This is a genomic window from Coleofasciculus sp. A1-SPW-01 (genome assembly GCF_040217205.1).
Taxonomy (GTDB): Bacteria; Cyanobacteriota; Cyanobacteriia; order Cyanobacteriales; family Coleofasciculaceae; genus Coleofasciculus; species Coleofasciculus chthonoplastes_A.
In genome coordinates this window covers 1-17,545 of the sequence record NZ_JAVJNP010000090.1, presented here as the reverse complement: position 1 = coordinate 17,545, position 17,545 = coordinate 1, and the positions used below count along the sequence as shown (strand labels likewise).

Annotated in this window: 13 protein-coding genes; 8 read left to right on the top strand and 5 right to left on the bottom strand. The window is 45.4% G+C overall.

What is annotated here, in order from left to right:
* Window positions 1-50: 50 nt before the first annotated feature.
* From RH949_RS13580 to RH949_RS13570, 3 genes are all read left to right on the top strand, one after another.
* On the top strand, window positions 51-1,151 hold the full coding sequence (locus tag RH949_RS13580; protein WP_006101365.1) for a DMT family transporter: 1,101 nt from the start codon (window positions 51-53) through the stop codon (window positions 1,149-1,151).
* A 146-nt stretch (window positions 1,152-1,297) separates the two neighbouring features.
* Entirely contained in the window at window positions 1,298-2,578 is a 1,281-nt protein-coding gene (locus tag RH949_RS13575) for a peptidoglycan-binding protein (RefSeq protein ID WP_446353777.1), read from the top strand.
* Window positions 2,579-2,882: 304 nt separating this feature from the next.
* Window positions 2,883-4,115: a DUF1501 domain-containing protein gene (locus tag RH949_RS13570; RefSeq protein WP_446353775.1), complete on the top strand. Its 1,233-nt coding sequence runs from the start codon at window positions 2,883-2,885 to the stop codon at window positions 4,113-4,115.
* A gap of 295 nt (window positions 4,116-4,410) precedes the next feature.
* Here the strand turns inward: RH949_RS13570 and petL are convergent, their stop codons facing one another.
* On the bottom strand, window positions 4,411-4,512 hold the full coding sequence (gene petL, locus RH949_RS13565) for a cytochrome b6-f complex subunit PetL (protein ID WP_044207473.1): 102 nt from the start codon (window positions 4,510-4,512) through the stop codon (window positions 4,411-4,413).
* Window positions 4,513-4,597: 85 nt separating this feature from the next.
* Between petL and aroB the strand changes: the two genes are divergently transcribed.
* Window positions 4,598-5,692 (top strand): 3-dehydroquinate synthase, encoded by a 1,095-nt coding sequence (aroB, locus tag RH949_RS13560; protein WP_446353773.1) that lies wholly within the window; start codon window positions 4,598-4,600, stop codon window positions 5,690-5,692.
* 128 nt (window positions 5,693-5,820) lie between these two features.
* Here the strand turns inward: aroB and RH949_RS13555 are convergent, their stop codons facing one another.
* On the bottom strand, window positions 5,821-6,387 hold the full coding sequence (locus RH949_RS13555; RefSeq protein ID WP_006101593.1) for a hypothetical protein: 567 nt from the start codon (window positions 6,385-6,387) through the stop codon (window positions 5,821-5,823).
* A 732-nt stretch (window positions 6,388-7,119) separates the two neighbouring features.
* Between RH949_RS13555 and RH949_RS13550 the strand changes: the two genes are divergently transcribed.
* Window positions 7,120-10,317, top strand: coding sequence for a PAS domain S-box protein (locus tag RH949_RS13550; RefSeq protein ID WP_446353770.1), 3,198 nt, complete (start codon window positions 7,120-7,122; stop codon window positions 10,315-10,317).
* A gap of 120 nt (window positions 10,318-10,437) precedes the next feature.
* Here RH949_RS13550 and recQ read toward each other — a convergent pair whose 3' ends face one another.
* From recQ to RH949_RS13535, 3 genes are all read right to left on the bottom strand, one after another.
* Window positions 10,438-12,567 (bottom strand): DNA helicase RecQ, encoded by a 2,130-nt coding sequence (gene recQ / locus RH949_RS13545; protein WP_446353944.1) that lies wholly within the window; start codon window positions 12,565-12,567, stop codon window positions 10,438-10,440.
* A 53-nt stretch (window positions 12,568-12,620) separates the two neighbouring features.
* Window positions 12,621-13,895: a DNA cytosine methyltransferase gene (locus RH949_RS13540; protein WP_446353768.1), complete on the bottom strand. Its 1,275-nt coding sequence runs from the start codon at window positions 13,893-13,895 to the stop codon at window positions 12,621-12,623.
* Between the two features lie 144 nt (window positions 13,896-14,039).
* Window positions 14,040-15,101 (bottom strand): DNA cytosine methyltransferase, encoded by a 1,062-nt coding sequence (locus RH949_RS13535; RefSeq protein ID WP_446353766.1) that lies wholly within the window; start codon window positions 15,099-15,101, stop codon window positions 14,040-14,042.
* A 240-nt stretch (window positions 15,102-15,341) separates the two neighbouring features.
* Between RH949_RS13535 and RH949_RS13530 the strand changes: the two genes are divergently transcribed.
* The 3 genes from RH949_RS13530 to RH949_RS13520 form a co-directional block, all read left to right on the top strand.
* On the top strand, window positions 15,342-16,532 hold the full coding sequence (locus RH949_RS13530) for an AAA family ATPase (protein WP_446353764.1): 1,191 nt from the start codon (window positions 15,342-15,344) through the stop codon (window positions 16,530-16,532).
* Entirely contained in the window at window positions 16,526-17,146 is a 621-nt protein-coding gene (locus tag RH949_RS13525; RefSeq protein WP_446353762.1) for a DUF4276 family protein, read from the top strand. The genes RH949_RS13530 and RH949_RS13525 overlap by 7 nt, the downstream gene beginning before the upstream one ends.
* A 75-nt stretch (window positions 17,147-17,221) precedes the next feature.
* The coding region (locus RH949_RS13520) for a DUF2442 domain-containing protein (RefSeq protein ID WP_446353760.1) at window positions 17,222-17,545 on the top strand (324 nt) is incomplete at its 3' end.

Here is a 17,545-nt window from a genome sequence, read left to right as displayed (position 1 = left end):
TAAAAAAATATATCGGGTTGATCCCCAGCGTTGATAATAAACACGATCTTATGCAGCTCAAAATAACCAACCAATCTCCTTTTGCCCCCTTACTCTTGATTGCACCGTTTTTCCTGTGGGGGACGGCGATGGTCGCGATGAAAGGTGTCATTCCCGATACAACTCCTCTATTTATGGCAGGAGTGCGTTTAGTCCCTGCTGGAGTGCTTATCCTAATTGCCGCGTCGATGATGGGGCGTCCTCAGCCTAAAGGGTGGGCAGCTTGGTTATGGATTAGCCTGTTTGCGTTGATAGATGGTGCTTTATTTCAAGGATTTTTAGCCGAGGGCTTAGTGCGAACCGGGGCTGGCTTAGGTTCGGTGATGATTGATTCTCAGCCTTTAGCTGTCGCCTTACTGTCAGGTTGGCTTTTTGGTGAAATTATTGGTCTGTGGGGTGGCATAGGACTGGCAATTGGTATTGTGGGCATCAGTTTGATTGGGTTGCCCGATGCCTGGATTTTGAGCCTGCTCCATGGCAATATGGCAACGGTGGAATTGAGTTGGCAGCATCTGTTTCAAAATGGGGAATGGCTGATGTTACTGGCGTCCCTGTCGATGGCTGTGGGAACGGTACTGATTGGCTTTATCTGTCGATATGCCGATCCGATTGTGGCGACAGGTTGGCATCTGATTTTAGGCGGATTACCCTTGTTTGCGCTGTCGGGTATGTGGGAATCTCAACAGTGGGTGAATATTGACTTAAGTGGCTGGATGGCACTGGCTTACTCAACAATATTTGGTAGTGCGATCGCCTATGGGTTATTCTTCTATTTTGCCTCTAAGGGGAATCTTACCAGTCTCAGTGCTTTGACGTTTCTGACTCCTGTGTTTGCTCTGCTATTTGGCAATCTGTTTTTAGGGGAAGTCTTGAGTTCCCTGCAATGGGTAGGCGTCAGTTTGACGTTAGTGAGTATCTATTTGATTAATCAGCGTCAGGAAATTGCTCAGGGATTAACATCATTCCGCCAAGCCTGGACGAGTGTCAATCAAACGGTTACCGCCGAACCCTTAACGACGAGCGATCGCATTATCCGCAGCTTGAAGGCGATGGGGTTAATTGCTTTACCGATCAAACTCCAGGATTCTGAAGTAGAAGGATTACCCCGCTAACCTATTTCAGCTTAGGAGTACGTCACAAGTAAGGATCTGAGCTATCTTGGAGTGAGACTACAATAGGCAAACTATCATGGCAAACCCTTCAAGTTCCTAATTTCCCTATGACTTGCCATCGCTCCCCCGTACTTCTAGCTGCCTACATGACCTGCCTGGGCGGGTTTATGGGTATTGGCTCTTTTGTGGGATTAAATCCTGCGATCGCCCATTCTTCGGTTAACCTATCCCAACCCCTACTCCTCGCCCAATCCCCTAGTCCCACAGGGATTGAGGAATTACCCCTGCAAGTGGGTAGTCGAGGCGAAACCGTGCAAGCCTTACAGACTCGGCTGAAAAAGCTAGGCTACTATGAGGGCGATACTGATGGCGTCTATGGAGACACTACCAGGCTTGCCGTTATTGAATTTCAAGAGTCAATCGATCTCAACGCTGATGGTGTTGTTGGTTTAACAACATGGACTAAGCTGCAAGCAGCGGCGGCGGAAGTTCCTGAACCTGATAATTCTCCGGCGGAAGTAGAAAACGCCCAGGAGAACAACCAAAATGCTGAAAAAGCTCAATCCAACAGCAAGCGCAAGCAACTCTTGTGGATACTCGCAGGTTTGTCTGGAACCTTAGTCGTATTTGGTGGAGGCTTATTCTTTTTAATCAAGGTATTGGATAGTCCCAAAAAAGGGCAAGCCTCTGCCAAAGCCGAGGATTCTCCGCCCTCTTCCCCTCCAGAGGAACCGGAACCGCCTATGGTAATGTCGAGTAACAATAGGCTAGACTCATCACCCGCCGAATCGGTTGACACCCCAATTCCTCCCTCTGAATCCTATACCAACGGGTACAATCCTTCAGCGTTGAGTGTTACTGATTCCCCATCGATTAAACCGCCATCCCATGTTGAACCCTCAACTAACGCATCACTCACGAAATCGAAGCATCGGCTGGCTAAGAAAAATGGGATTAATCAATTAATTAAAGACATACAAGACTCTGATCCAGCCAAACGACGTAAAGCAATTTGGGAACTAGCACAACGGGGAGATTCCAGGGCGGTACAACCGTTGGTAAATCTAATGCTAGAGTCTGATTCTCAACAGCGCAGCTTAATTGTAGAGGCGCTATCCCAAATTGGTATGAAGACACTCAAACCAATGAATCGAGCATTAGCGCTTTCCCTACAGGATGATAATCCCCAAGTGCGTAAAAACGCGATTCGGGATGTGACCTTGATGTATGAATTAGTGGCACAAATTAGTCAGTTATTATCCTATGCCTTAGATGATCCGGAGGCTGATGTTCAGGAAACAGCGCGTTGGGCATTGAGTCAGCTAGAACGAATTCGCACACCTGCAACCGTGAATAGTTTACCTCCTTCCCCTAGTCCCCTCAGTTTTTCGGAAAATCAGCTTAAAGAACCGCCCATGTTTGAATAGGATTTTCGAGGAGTGGCGTGGCACACCTAATACCAAATCCGCCTTTATCCCCCCCTTTTGAGGAGGCGATTGAAATCGCTGCTACACAAACAAAGTCCGCCTGCGCGGACTGGGTTATGGAACAGTCGTCTAGTCAGCTAAAGCTGACTAGACGTTTTAACCCGTTTTAGCGGGTTTTAGCTTTAGGTTCCGGAACTTGAGTTCACGGCTTAGTGCTTTTTACCCTGTGATTAATGATATCCTTTGTCTGTGGAATAGCTAAACCGCCCCGACTTTCAATCCTCCCTTTCCGTCACTTATCCCCATGAACCGACGCAAATTTTTACAATACGCTAGCCTTTTGACGGCTGCTGGACTTACTCCGATTGGGTTGCATGGTTGGGCGGCTAGAGGAATGGCTTCCACGACTACCAACAAGCGACTTATTGTCATATTCCTGCGCGGTGGTATCGATGGATTAAATGTGGTGGTTCCCTATCAAGACCCAGACTACTACGAAGCCAGACCTAGAATTGCTATTCCTCAACCCAAAGAAAAGGGAGGAGTGCTAGATTTAGATGGTCGTTTTGGCTTGCATCCCGCCTTGGCTGACCTGATGCCTTTATGGAAACAAGGAAGTTTAGCGTTTGTCCATGCTTGCGGATCACCGGATACCACTCGCTCTCATTTTGATGCTCAAAATTATATGGAAAGTGGAACTCCTGGCGATAAAACCACATCCGATGGTTGGATGAATCGGCTGTTAGCAACTCTCCCTGAAGTAGGACCCACTCAAGCCGTCAATATCGGTTCGATGATCTCGCCTATTCTGATGGGTCAAAATTCTGTGGCTAGTCTACCACCGGGAAATCAAGCCACCCGTTCTCTGTCAGTAGACCGTTCTCAACTCAATGCAGCCTTTGAACGCCTTTACCGGGGGAATGATCCGATTCATCTAGCTTATCAGGAAGGACAACAAGCGCGGGAAATTTTGCTGGCTACCCTAGCGGCTGAAATGCGAGAAGCTGACAACGGCGCACCCCCTCCAAATGGATTTGCTAAAGATACCCGGAATCTGGCGAGGCTAATGGTTGGAGATTCCCAGACTCAATTGGCATTTATGGCGTTAGGGGGGTGGGATACTCATATTAATCAGGGAAGTAGTCAGGGTCAGTTTGCCAATAAACTGAAATCTTTGGCAGAAGGATTAGTGACTCTGGTCAAGGAATTAGGATCAGCCTATTCCGATACCGCGATCGCCATCTTATCGGAGTTCGGTCGCACGGTGAAAGAGAATGGCAATGGGGGAACCGATCACGGACATGGTAATGTGATGTGGATTTTGGGGGGTGGGATTCGTGGTGGTAAAGTCTATGGGGAATGGTCTGGTTTGAGTGAATCGGCGTTATTCCAAGGACGAGACTTAGCCGTCACCACCGATTTTCGAGAGGCGATCGCATCCCTATTAGAACAACATATACAACTTAAGGCGAATCAAGTTGCTCAGGTTTTTCCTGGCTTTACTTCTAATCATCGTTTGCAGTCAGCCTGGAAATAAATTTCCGGCTGATAGCGAAACTCAGCGAAAGCTGACTAGAGGTTTTAACCTGTTTTAACGGGACGCGAACTTGGGTTCCGGAACTTGAGTCAGCCTGGAAATAAATTTCCGGCTGATAGCTAAAGTCAGCTAAAGCTGACTAGACATTTTAACCCGTTTTAACGGGTTTTAGCTTTGAGCCGGAACTTGAGTTCACGGCTATACTAGACTCCTAGACGGGTGGTGGTAAATGAGTAGTAGGTTGGGTTGAACGACGTGAAACCCAACAAAAATTTGTTGGGTCTCATCTCTCGGTTTAAATCAATTTGACCGCTTTGAGACCAAAAAACAGGGCTAGGGCGACACCCGTAGCACCACCGAGGATTAAAAAGTAGGCAACAATTCCAGATCCAGACATTTACCGTTCTCTCAAAAACGTCTTATTAGACTATTAAATCATTAAGTGGGATAAAATACAGCCCACAGTTGCTTGAGAAAATCAGATGAAGTCAGTGATTCGGGTTGAAGTACCGCCGCAGTCTTATGATATTGCGATCGCGCCAGGAAGCTTGGATGATATCGGCGTCTGGATGAGTCGGCTGAAACTAGGGAAAAAGGTTCTCCTCGTCTCCAATCCCGCCATTTTTCGCCGCTACGGGGAACGGGCGATCGGGGCGCTGAAATTAGTCGGTTATCAGGTGTCTCATTGTACCCTACCCGCAGGCGAACGGTACAAAACACTCAAATCCATCCAAAAAATCCACGATGCCGCCCTCCAGAACCGCTTAGAACGCTCTTCAACCATGGTCGCATTAGGGGGAGGCGTAATTGGGGATATGACCGGGTTTGCGGCGGCTACCTGGTTACGGGGGATTAATGTGGTGCAAGTTCCCACCTCCCTGTTAGCTATGGTAGATGCAGCCATTGGCGGTAAAACAGGGGTAAACCATCCCCAAGGCAAAAACTTAATTGGTGCCTTTCACCAACCCCGCTTTGTGTTAATTGATCCGCACGTCTTACAAACTCTACCCCCACGAGAATTACGGGCGGGAATGGCAGAGGTGATTAAATATGGCGTAATCTGGGATGCTGAATTATTTACCAAGTTGGAGAATACTAAACGTCTCGATCAACGGCGGTATTTAGATGAGGAATTATTGTCCTTTATTTTATCCTGTTCTTGCCAAGCCAAAGCCGATGTTGTTAGTCAAGATGAGAAAGAAGCGGGATTAAGAGCCATTTTAAATTATGGTCACACGATTGGTCATGCGGTTGAAAGTTTAACCGGGTACAAAGTCGTTAATCATGGGGAAGCGGTGGCGATTGGCATGGTGGCGGCGGGTCAAATTGCTGTAGAACTTCAGATGTGGACATCCCCGGAAGCGGAACGTCAAAAGGCGTTAATTGAGAAAGCCGGATTACCGACTCAGTTACCACCGGGATTGGATATTGATGCAATTATTGATACCTTGCAAACCGATAAGAAAGTGAAAGATGGCAAAGTAAGATTTATTCTGCCCACGCAAATTGGTGAGGTAACGATAACCGATCAAGTTCCCGCCGATGTCATTCGCCAAGTTTTGAGTGATAAATTATGAATTCCCTATTCCTAATTCTCTTTTCCCTGACGAATGACAAATGACGAATGACAAATGACGAATGACGAATGACGAATGACGAATGACAAATGACGAATGACGAATGACGAATGACGAATAACGAATAACTAACGACGATAAAACCCTTGTTCCCTTGCCATAGAAAGCGCCATGTAGAGAATATTCTGGCGTTCAATGGCAGGAAAACTAATCGTATAAATCATATCATTTTGCTGCCACATCACCGTAGAGAAGGGGTAGGAGGGATTTTGCAGGGGTCCTTCAATCAAATATCCAGCCACAGTAGGCGTTAAAGTAATGCGATCGCCTAAGGTTTCATGGCGTTGGAGATCACGCCTCGCACTCGCCGACTCCTTGGGGTGTACCGAAAAGCTACCTAGTAAGCAGGAATTCGGACTGCGATCGCAGGTAAACAGACTTACCATATAACTTGGGGGGGCTTCCGAGGGAAAAACCCGGACAATCAGTTGGTTTGGATCAATATCCAAAAGATCATTCACTCGTAACTCAGTGGGTAAGCGCATGGCTAACCCCACAGGCAAATTTTTTTGGATAGATCCCATAAACGGAATAAACACGGGTGCAGGTTGGGCTTCAACCCCTATCGCTAAACTAAAGACACTGAGGAACAGTGAGACTCCCCAAAAACAACGTTGCCAAATTCGGTAGACCACTTCGACTCAATTTTAACTAGATGCTTAATTATTTTTAGTCTAAAGCTTTCTACCCTTTTAACCGTTTACCCATAAGTAATAACGATAACGATGCTACCGGACTTGATATTACCCCTCATCCCTCCACCCTAGCTGTTTTTATGAAGAAAATGTAAAGCTATCCTAAAATTGGTTAAGATCGTAACACAATGCCCCTGATCAGAAGCGGTAAACGCCTCATAAGCGTGAACTTGCACGTTGCCAAAATAGGAGAAACATGGTTAACCTCTCTTCCCCGCCCCTTTCCTGGAGCGCAATCTCTTCCTTGTTGCTATGTGATAAAACGTATTACCTTGGTGCTAACGTACCAATTGAATAGGGGAAACATTGTGAATTTTCTTTCCCAGCCTCTTTCCCAGCAGCACCTGCATAGCCAGGAAAGTGGAAGTCTGAATCGAAGTATAGACGTTAATTTGGGTAGCGGCAACCTTAACCAACGAGTAGGTTTAGGGACAAGCGTACTAACCTTGAGCAGACCAGGATTTCGTTGGGCTAACCCAAATAATACACTAAAGCCCTTCTTTAAACAAGAGTTTCCTAATGTGTTTAAGCTATGCACACATTGTCCTATCTTGAAGCCAGGATAGGGTTTGCTCAACCAGACAACATCGATCACACTGGAGTCATCACATTCATGGCAAGGACGTAACACTCGTGCATCTGGCTTTGACAAGGGTAAGGAGTAGTAAGTTAATGAACACGCTAGTATTGAGTAACACAACAGTCAACCTTGAGCAACTCTATCCAGATCGCCATATTGATGCGGCGGCTAAGGCAACATTTGAGGATTTAACTCGTTTAGCTGCTAGCGTTGTCCAAACTCCGATCGCCCTGATCAGTCTCTGTGATACCAAAGGTCAGTGGTTGCCTTCACAGGTGGGTTTAGACACCGATTTCACACCGCAATACTTAGAGTTTTGTCGCCAAATCAGCCAGGAGATAATAACAGAAAATAAGCCGTTATTAGTGGTCGAAGATACTCTAGCCTTATCTGAGTCTCAGATAACGTCACTCCCAATCCGATTCTATGCAGCCGTTCCCTTAATTACCCCTCAACATGAAACGGTCGGTATTTTATTAGTGATTGATCGAGTGCCGCGACAGTTTACGGTGCAACAAAAGGATGCTCTAGCCGCATTAAGCCGACAGGCGATCGCGCAGTTAGAATGGCAAAAGAAAGTAATCGACTTAGAATCCCAGGTTCATCAATGTCAACGGCTGGAAAAAGCCTTACAAACATCCCCACAGAACCTGGTCGATATGAAAGTAGCGTTGGATCACTCGTCAATTGTCGCGATTACAGATTCTCACGGTAAGATCCACTACGTTAACGATAAATTTTGCCAGATATCTCAATATTCGAGGGATGAACTTTATGGCGCCAATCATCGTTTACTCAATTCTGGCTATCACTCACCCCAGTTTTTTAAGGACTTGTGGAACACGATTTCTCAGGGCAAAATCTGGCGTGGCGATATTCAGGATCGCGCCAAAGACGGCAACCTCTATTGGGTGGATACCACCATCGTGCCGTTGGTTGATGACCAAGGTAATCCTTATGAATATATCTCAATTTGTAAGGATATCACCGAACAAAAACAAGCCAAGATTGAACTGGATCGCTTTTTTAGCCTCTCACCTGATTTAATGGCGGTGATTGGTTTCGATGGTAAGTTTAAACGCATTAATCCCGCCTTTCAAAAAACCCTGGCGTATAACTCAGAAGAATTCCTCTCCGAAGCTTTCCTCGATTTCGTCCATCCCTATGATCACAAGGCAACATTAACGGCTTGGCAAACCCTTTTAAAGAGTTCATCAGATATTTACTTTGAGCATCGTTATCGATGTCGAGATGGATCATATAAATGGCTGGCTTGGAACTGTTTACCTTTAGCCGAAGCAGGTGTCATCCATGCGATCGCCCGTGATATTACCAACACCAAGCAACGAAAAGCCAGTCTGCTAGAACGATCGCGTCTGTCTACCTTAGAAGCCGATATTGGCGCGGTTCTGGTGGGACAAAATGGTAGTCTAGGTGCAAGTCTTAAACGGTGTACCGAAGCCATGATCCGCCATCTAAACGCCTTGGGTGCTGGGATTTGGACAGTGACGGGCATCACAGACGAGACGCAAATGCCCTCAGTCTTAGAATTGCAGGCGCATAGTGGTGAACAGTTACCCACACACCTATTCCCTCAACGCATCCTCACCAACCAAGGCTTAATCGCCAAAGTCGCCCAAACCCTGAAGCCGATTCATCGTCCGATCTTAACGCCGGGACATGACTTGTCCAACAAAACCTTTATCGGAATTTATCCCCTGATTGTCGAATCTCATCTAGTTGGGTTTATTGCCTTACATAGTTGCCAACCCTTCTCTAAAATCGTACAAGGAGTATTGGGATGGGTTGCTAATGCGATCGCCGTCGCCATTGACCGGATTTGGGTACGCGAAGAACTCCTCAGTCGCCGGGAAGCCTTACTGTTTCAGTTAGCTAGCCAAATTCGCAATTCCCTAGAAGTCGATACGATTCTAGACATAGCCGTCACGGAAATTCGGGGATTGCTGGAGGTTGACGGCTGTCACTTTTTGTGGTTAAATTCCAACGCCGATCAACCCAGTTTAAGCGTTACCCATGAAGCACGAGATCCCAATTTACCCAGTTTATTAGGCGACTGTCTTCCCCCACAACTTACCCCCTTAGCGGACATTATTCACCGATTACATCCCCTGCGAATTGATGATGTCAGCCAAACCCAAAACTTAGCCCCCGAAACGCGATCGCTATTGGCTGATTGGGGAATTACCTCCGGATTAGTGTTACCGCTACAAACGAAAACCGGACAACTGGGGGCGATTATCTGTAGTCATTATCAGGGTTCGCGGCAATGGAGCGATCGCGAAGTTAAATTACTGCAAGCTGTCGTGGATCAACTCGCGATCGCGATCGAACATGCGGAATTATTTGCCGAAACCCGGGCGGCGGCGCAAGCGGCTCAAACCCAGGCAAACCAATTAGAACAAGCCTTACATGAATTGCGGCAAACCCAATCGCTGTTAATTCAGACCGAGAAAATGTCTACTATTGGTCAAATGGTAGCCGGAATCGCCCATGAAATCAATAATCCGGTCAATTTCATCACCGGAAATCTTAGTCATACGACGAACTATATTGGAGACTTATTACAACTCATCGAATGTTATCAACAGTACTATCCTAATCCGCTGCCTGATATTCAAGAGTTTATAGAAGACATTGAGTTATCCTTCCTCATCGAAGACTTGCCGAAAATGCTCTCCTCAATGAAAATGGGAGCAGATCGGATTCAAGAGATCGTGATTTCCTTGCGGAATTTCTCGCGGCTCGATCAAGCCGAAATGAAGCCAGTTAATATTCATGAAGGCATTGATAGTACCTTATTGATTCTTCGCAACCGCATGAAACCTTGTGGGAATTCTCCAGGAATTACGCTGATCAAAGAATACGGGGAATTGCCTGCGGTTGCCTGTTATGCGGGTCAACTGAATCAAGTCTTTATGAATATTATTAGCAATGCCATTGACGCCTTTGATGCTCTAATTCAAGCCGAGGAAAGTGCCACAGAAAAGAGCCAATCAACCCTTAACCCAACGATTTGGATTAGCACCGAGGTTGTAGACAAGAATCAAGCGGTAATTCGGATTCGCGATAATGGACCAGGAATTAGCGAAACCGTGCGCGATCGCTTATTTGATCCCTTCTTTACCACAAAACCAGTGGGTAAGGGAACAGGGTTAGGGTTGTCAATTAGTCACCAGATTGTTGTCGAAAAACATGGCGGTATTCTAAAATGTTATTCTGAACCGGGACAAGGAACAGAATTCTGGATTCAGATCCCGATTAGTGATTGAACCCTATCCTGTCCAAAGTAGAGACGCGCCATGGCGCGTCTCTACAAAATGATGCATCCTAACCGTTATGACGGTTGCTATAATACCCAATTATCTAATCGTAAACATAAGCATCAATCCTTAACTCTTCTCCCGAATCCACCACGATCGCACAAGTCGAATTTCACCATAACTATAATCCTCTCCCAACTCTTCCCGCAGGATTCTCAGGGAGTTTGTCCCAACAGTCTGAATCGCTTGCAAGATGGGTTTTTGTCGTTCTGCGGCTACTAATCGGTTTAAATCTATAGGCTGATTCTGCTCAATTAGCTCACTTAAGTGAGTAAGAATGGTGCTAGGAGCATAACCCCGTTTTTCCGCAATTTCCTCTATACTTAATCCTTGCTGATACAGTTGTAAGGTTACCATTTGGCTATTTGAAGGCAGAGGAACAGGTAACTTTTGCCCCTGACAAAACTCTCGAACCTCTGACACAAACCGCTCGCCGTACTGCGTCAACTTGTGAGCCGTTACCCCCGATATTTGGGCAAACTCCTCCAGGGTTTTAGGTTTTATTTGTGCCATTAACTTGAGGCTAGAATCAGCGAAAATCACATAAGGAGGAATCGCTTGAGTATCCGCGATTTGTTTACGTAGCTTTCGCAATCTCTCAAACAGCAATTCAATTTCCGCCGTTCTCGGATTAACATCGGATATAGCTTTTGCTACAGGGGTTTGAGTAATCGCAATATGCACCGAACGTTGTTTGCGAAGCACTTCCCAACTGCGTTTATTCAGCTTTAGTACCCGATACCCATCCGTCGTTTCATCCATTAATCCCTGATGCAGGAGCGATCGCGCCAGCATTTTCCAAGCGTCAACGCTTTTATCCCTGCCAATTCCATAAGTTGAGAGGAGGTGATGTCCATTCTGTTCCACCTTCTTTTTCCGGGAACCTCGCAGCACGTCGATAATATGAGTCATGCCAAACCGTTCCCGACAACGCGCCACACAGGACAAAAACTTTTGCGCTTCAATTGTCCAATCTTCAACGGGTTTAGGATGACAACAATTATCGCAGTTATCGCAATTTCCCTTAAACCGTTCACCGAAATATCTCAATAAAATTGTGCGGCGACAATCGGTTCCTTCAGCGTAGTCACGAATTTGCTGTAACTGTTGACGGGCAACGCGCTGTTCTTTGGGATCAGGTTTTTGATCAATCAGATAATCCAGTCTAGGCACATCACCGGGACTATAAAATAGTGTACAATAGGCAGGTTCTCCATCTCGTCCTGCCCGTCCCGATTCTTGATAATACCCTTCTAAATTTCGGGGTAAGTCGTAGTGAATCACAAAGCGAACATCGAGCTTATTAATTCCCATACCAAAGGCAATAGTTGCCACAATCACTTGCACGTCATCGCGAATAAAACGATTTTGATTACTGGATCGGTCAATATCACTCATCCCCGCATGATAAGGCAAGGCTGAAATGCCATCTTTTTGCAGTCGAAATGCTACTTCGTCAACACTACGACGACTGAGACAATAGATAATTCCAGATCCTTTATGGGATTGAACTTTTTTGAAGAGTTGGTTATAGCTTTGGCGCTGTTTGGGTTGAATTTCGTAGTAAAGGTTGGGGCGATTAAAACTGGCAATATGGATACTCGGTTGACGGAGTGTGAGTTGTTGGACAATATCCTGCTGCACCCGCTTGGTAGCTGTAGCGGTAAGCGCCAACATGGGAATATCTGGATACCGTTGACGTAACTGTTTAATCTGCCGATATTCCGGGCGAAAATCATGTCCCCAGGCTGAGACACAATGCGCCTCATCAACCGCAAACGCCGAAATTCCCACCTGCGATCGCACTTGTTCTAAAAAGGGCGCAAATCGCTCTGCCAGTAAGCGTTCTGGGGCAACGTACAGCAGTTTAATCTTACCGTTGAGGATTGCCATTTCCCGCGATCGCACCCCATCCCAACTCAAGGTACTATTGAGAAATGTCGCCCCAATGCCGTTATCCACTAAGGCATCCACCTGATCTTGCATCAGCGCAATTAACGGCGACACCACCACCGTTAACCCCGGTTTAAGTAAAGCCGGGAGTTGGAAACACAGCGACTTACCGCCCCCCGTGGGCATAATAATCAGCAAATCACGGTTCTGAAGCGCTTCTTCAACGATTTGCTGCTGTCCTGGGCGGAAGGTAGTATATCCAAAAAACTGTTTGAGGGCGTCCCCCAAGGATTGCAACTGATACATGATGGATGCTGTGGGCGCTTTTGATTCAATCATTTTGACCTCTCCTTGGTATTTTATACCACCCAGCGGGTATCCTCACGCCCTACCCCAAGCAGCACTTTGGGCTGGCGGTCAAACAGCGTAATCGACAATCGACAGGGGTTGGTTATGAACTGTTGCTTTTGACTTGGCTGTTCGTAATGCCATTCGGTTGTTGACAAAAAGTCTAGAATACTTTGAGCAATAGCCTTGGATGCTAAGTAAGGAACACCATTACCAATTGTTTTAAACATATTTGTCAGTGACATTTTATCGGGAAGGACAAAAGTTTTAGGTAACGATTGTATAGCAAGCGCTTCAGCAACAGATAAGCGACGCGCTTTATAAGGATGTAAGTGGACTTCATTATTTCCGTAACAAGCAGTAGGGGAGTAACGCCATCGGTGAAGGCGTTTGTATGACTTTCTGGAATCATCTCCCTCCGCCACAGAAAGAAATCGCTTGAGACCAGCTCTCGGTTTAAAATGATGTTGAGCATTCGCATGGTTAAGGACATCGTTTTGCCTAAACCAATATTCAACCGTTAGTTCCTGAATAATCTCATTAGAGCAAGGTAGATGGGAATTTTCCTGAAATGGATCAGTCGCAGCCCAAGGACAAGAAAAAACGGTCTGCTTTGGATATAAAATATAAGTTGTCCAGGGAAAAACCCCTTCAGGTATGAATTTTGCACTTGGCTCAACGGGGAGTTCTATATCTCTAATTAAACTCTGACGAAATCCCAGCAGGATAATCCTCTCCCTATCTTGAGGAACGCCGTATTCTATGGCATTGATCAGACGCTCTGTTAAGAGATAACCGGATTGATTTAGCTTTTCTTTAAGCTGTTCAAAAAAAAGGCGGTGTTTCTTAGTTTTCCACAATCCTTTAACATTCTCAAATAAAAAGAAATCCGGTTGATGTTGGCAAATTAATTCAACATAAGCAGCAGAAAGCTTACCATTATCGCCGTCCTTACCTCGATTTTTTCCCCCAACTGAAAAGTCTGGACAGGGAGGTCCGCCAATAAAACCGACAATATCTGTAGATTTCCGAGCATCCTGGATTAAATACCAGAGACGTAGGGCTTGTTCCCCTTCTGTAAGTTGCTCAATGTTTCCATTGTCGGCATAATGGTATCCATATTCGGGTAATGGCAGATTCAGAACTTGTCTAGAGTAACGGTAAGCCTCCATATAGGAGGGATTAATTTCATTGACATACACGATATCAAAACCACTGGCTTCAAAGCCTAAATCGAGAAATCCGGTTCCAGCAAAGAAAGAGAATAGTTTAGGGCGAATGCTCATTGATAAATCCTAAAGGATAGAAAGATTATACCACTTTAGATAATTAATAAATAATCAGGTACTTATGTGGAATGGCACTGACTTTAGAGTTTGTAGTAAGCGCTTTAGCGCTTCTGGCACTAAAGTGCCTACTACGAACCCAGCTTAAGTCAGTGACATTCTACTTCTGTGAGAAAGCAAGGATTCTGTCCCTACATTTGTGTGTATTATTAACCCTTGAGAACCACTACATTGTTTGTGTAAATAGGCTTTTACAGAACAGGCTAAAACCTTTGCCAAAATGGGAGGAACAGCATTGCCAATTTGGTTACATTGGCTTTCTTCATTACCCTTGAATTCAAACCAATCCGGAAAACTTTGCAAACGCGCTCCTTCACGAACCGTTAACCGTCGTCTACGTCCATCGGGTAAGCGAATACGCAACATATCACCTGTTGGAGCGCTTAAATTGCGGCAAGTAACGGTTCTAGACGGGGCATCAAGGTGTAAATCTCTGGGTCTAACACACTTAGAGGCTTTCTCGTATTTTTTGATATATTCATCCATGCTAGGAGTGAGAAACTTAGCGTTTAATGGTACAATCAATGCGAGTTCTCCCAGTGCTTCACCAACCGTATACGGTAAATTATTATGAGTTTTGGGATGCCATTTCCATCCGCCTCGGTGAGCCACACAAAACAGACGTTCTCTTCGCTGAGGAACACCATAATCTGCGGCGTTAAGGATTTCCCATTCAACGATATAGTTTAGTTCCCTGAGAGCGCTGACAATTTCTTCAAAGTAGGTTTTATTGCGAAATAGCATTCCCCGCACGTTTTCAAATAAGGCAAGCTGGGGGCGATAGGATTTAACCGCATCAAGAAATATGGGAAAACCATCGCGACTGTCTTTGAGCCCCCGTTGATGTCCACCAACGCTAAAGGGTTGACAGGGGGGACCACCAATGATGACATCGGCTCCATCGACTAAATCGGGTTGGCGTGCTAGCGTGGTCTGATAGCAGAAACCATGCAGGTTGTGCTGATAAGTGGTGCAGGCGTCTGCTAATTTTTCATAACCGATGGTTCTAAATCCTGCGGCTTCAAAACCGAGTGCTAGTCCCCCACAGCCAGCAAACAGATCAATCACCAAAGGTGCTGTCGCATCGATGGGGGGAAGTTGAAGTTCTTGAGAGAGGAAATCAAGGTAGGGGAGTTGGTTTCGCATTCTCCTATTTTAGGACGCGATCGCACGCTTATCTTGTCCATACCTTAACCTTGAATTGATAAGTCAGCCTTTAGAAGCAGCATAGACATCTCTACTACGACGGGTTGAGGTTTGGATAAGACAACATTCACAGCAGTGATAACAAAAAGCAATAGAAGCCGCAGAAGTTGCCAATGCTGTTGAACCTAGGGCGGAGTCGGCGTATTATGACAGGTAATAAATAAAAGCTAAACTAAAGAAATGGAAGGTAAACAGTTTATTCGCACGATGCGATTACAAAACTTACTATCCTACGGAAGTGAGGGTGAAGAAATCGAACTCCAACCCCTTAATGTACTGATTGGTGCCAATGCATCTGGCAAGTCGAACTTAATTGAAGCCATTGGACTCCTGAAGGCAACTCCCACAGATTTAACTGCCCCAATTCGTAAAGGGGGAGGTGTCAGTGATCTGCTTTGGAAAGGTCAAAAAGAAATTCCAATAGCTAAAATTGAGGTGACTATAGATTACCCAGAAGGACTGATGCCGCTTCGCTATCGCATGGGTTTAACTGTAGTTGGTCAAAAACCAGAATTAGTCGATGAAGCGGTGGAGAATGAATGCTCATACCCCGGTGAAGATGATGTCTATTTTTATTATCGCTATCAACAAGGTCGTCCAGTTTTAAACATTAAAAATCCATCTGATGGGCAAAGAAGTCAACGTTCGCTACGTCGAGACGATCTGATTCTCGATCAGTCTGTTTTATCTCAGAGGAAAGATCCAGATCAATATCCTGAACTTACCTATATATGTAATCAATTTTCCGAGATTAGTCTATATCGTGACTGGCATATCGGACGAGATTCAGAACCGAGATTGCCACAGAAAGCTGACTTACCGGAACACCCTTTGCTAGAAGATGGGAGTAATCTCGGACTTGTTTTGAACAACTTACAGCACCAAGTAGGAAGTCGAGCAATTATCGATAAACTCAAAACATTTTACGAAGAAGCAGAAGAACTATCCGTAAAGATTTATGGCGGTACAGTTCAGATATTTATCCGCGAGGAGGGTTTAATTCAACCAATCCCTGCAACTCGTTTATCTGATGGTACACTTCGCTATCTATTTTTACTGGCTTTACTTCTTGACCCAACCCCACCGCCACTGATATGTATTGAAGAACCAGAGATTGGCTTACATCCTGACATGATGTCTACTATCGCTGATTTGTTAGTCGAAGCGTCTGAACGAACTCAGTTAATTGTTACAACCCATTCAGAGGCTTTAGTTTCCTCTCTTCCTCCTGAATCAGTTTTGGTGTGTGAGCGAGATTATCAAGGAACTCATCTACGCCGACTTAACCCTGAACGGTTGCAAAAGTGGCTAGAAAATTATTCTTTAGGTGAACTCTGGAGTATGGGTGAGATTGGAGGAACGCGATGGTAAAAGAGATTCGTATTTACATAGAAGGGGGTGGAGATGATCGGGATACAAAAAGGCAAATGCGGCAAGGATTTAGCGGGTTTCTGAGAGATATGGTGCAGATAGCGCGGAGCAAGCGAATCAAATGGGATATTATTGTCTGTGGTTCTCGTAATAATGCTTTTAGCTCTTTCAAAAATGCTTTGGCAGATTATCCTGATGCTTTCAATGTCCTACTGGTTGACTCAGAGGAAACAGTAAAACAACGACCTTGGGCGCATTTGAAATCTAGGGATAATTGGGATTCACCTAGCGTTGATGATACCCATTGCTATTTAATGGTGCAAGCAATGGAGGCTTGGTTTATTGCCGATATTGATGCCCTAAAAAAATTCTATGGGAAAGGATTTAGAGAAAATTCAATCCCTAGAAATCCAAATGTCGAGAAGATTGATAAGGATTCGTTAGAGCCAAGTTTAAAGCAAGCTACTCGCCATACATCCAAGGGTGAATACCAAAAGATACAACACGCTTCAAAGCTTTTAGGATTATTGGATGTTGCGAAGGTACGTAAAGCCGCGCCGAATTGCGATCGCCTCTTTAACACTCTTGCTCAAATTATGGGAGAGACAATCTAAAAAGGTAGACTGTAAAAGTGTTGAAAATCGTAACTAAATATCAAATAGAACGGCTCAAAAAATGGGAGAAATTTCATGGTTAATTCAGGTTGGAATGAGACAACGATCAAAACCGCGATCGCAAAAGCCAGAGAAGCCGCAGACATTGCCAATGTTGTTGAACCGAGGGCGGAGTCGGCGTATTATGACCAGAGTCGCGATCGCGTGATAATTAATTTGAAGAGTGGGGCGACGTTTAGCTTTCCCCCAGCATTGGCGCAAGGATTAGCAGGTGCTTCTCCAGAGGATTTGGCTGAGGTTGAAGTGACGCCATCGGGGGATGGGTTGCATTGGGAGAAGCTGGATGCGGATTTTAGTGTTCCGGCGCTTTTGGCTGGTGTGTTTGGCACGGCGGCGTGG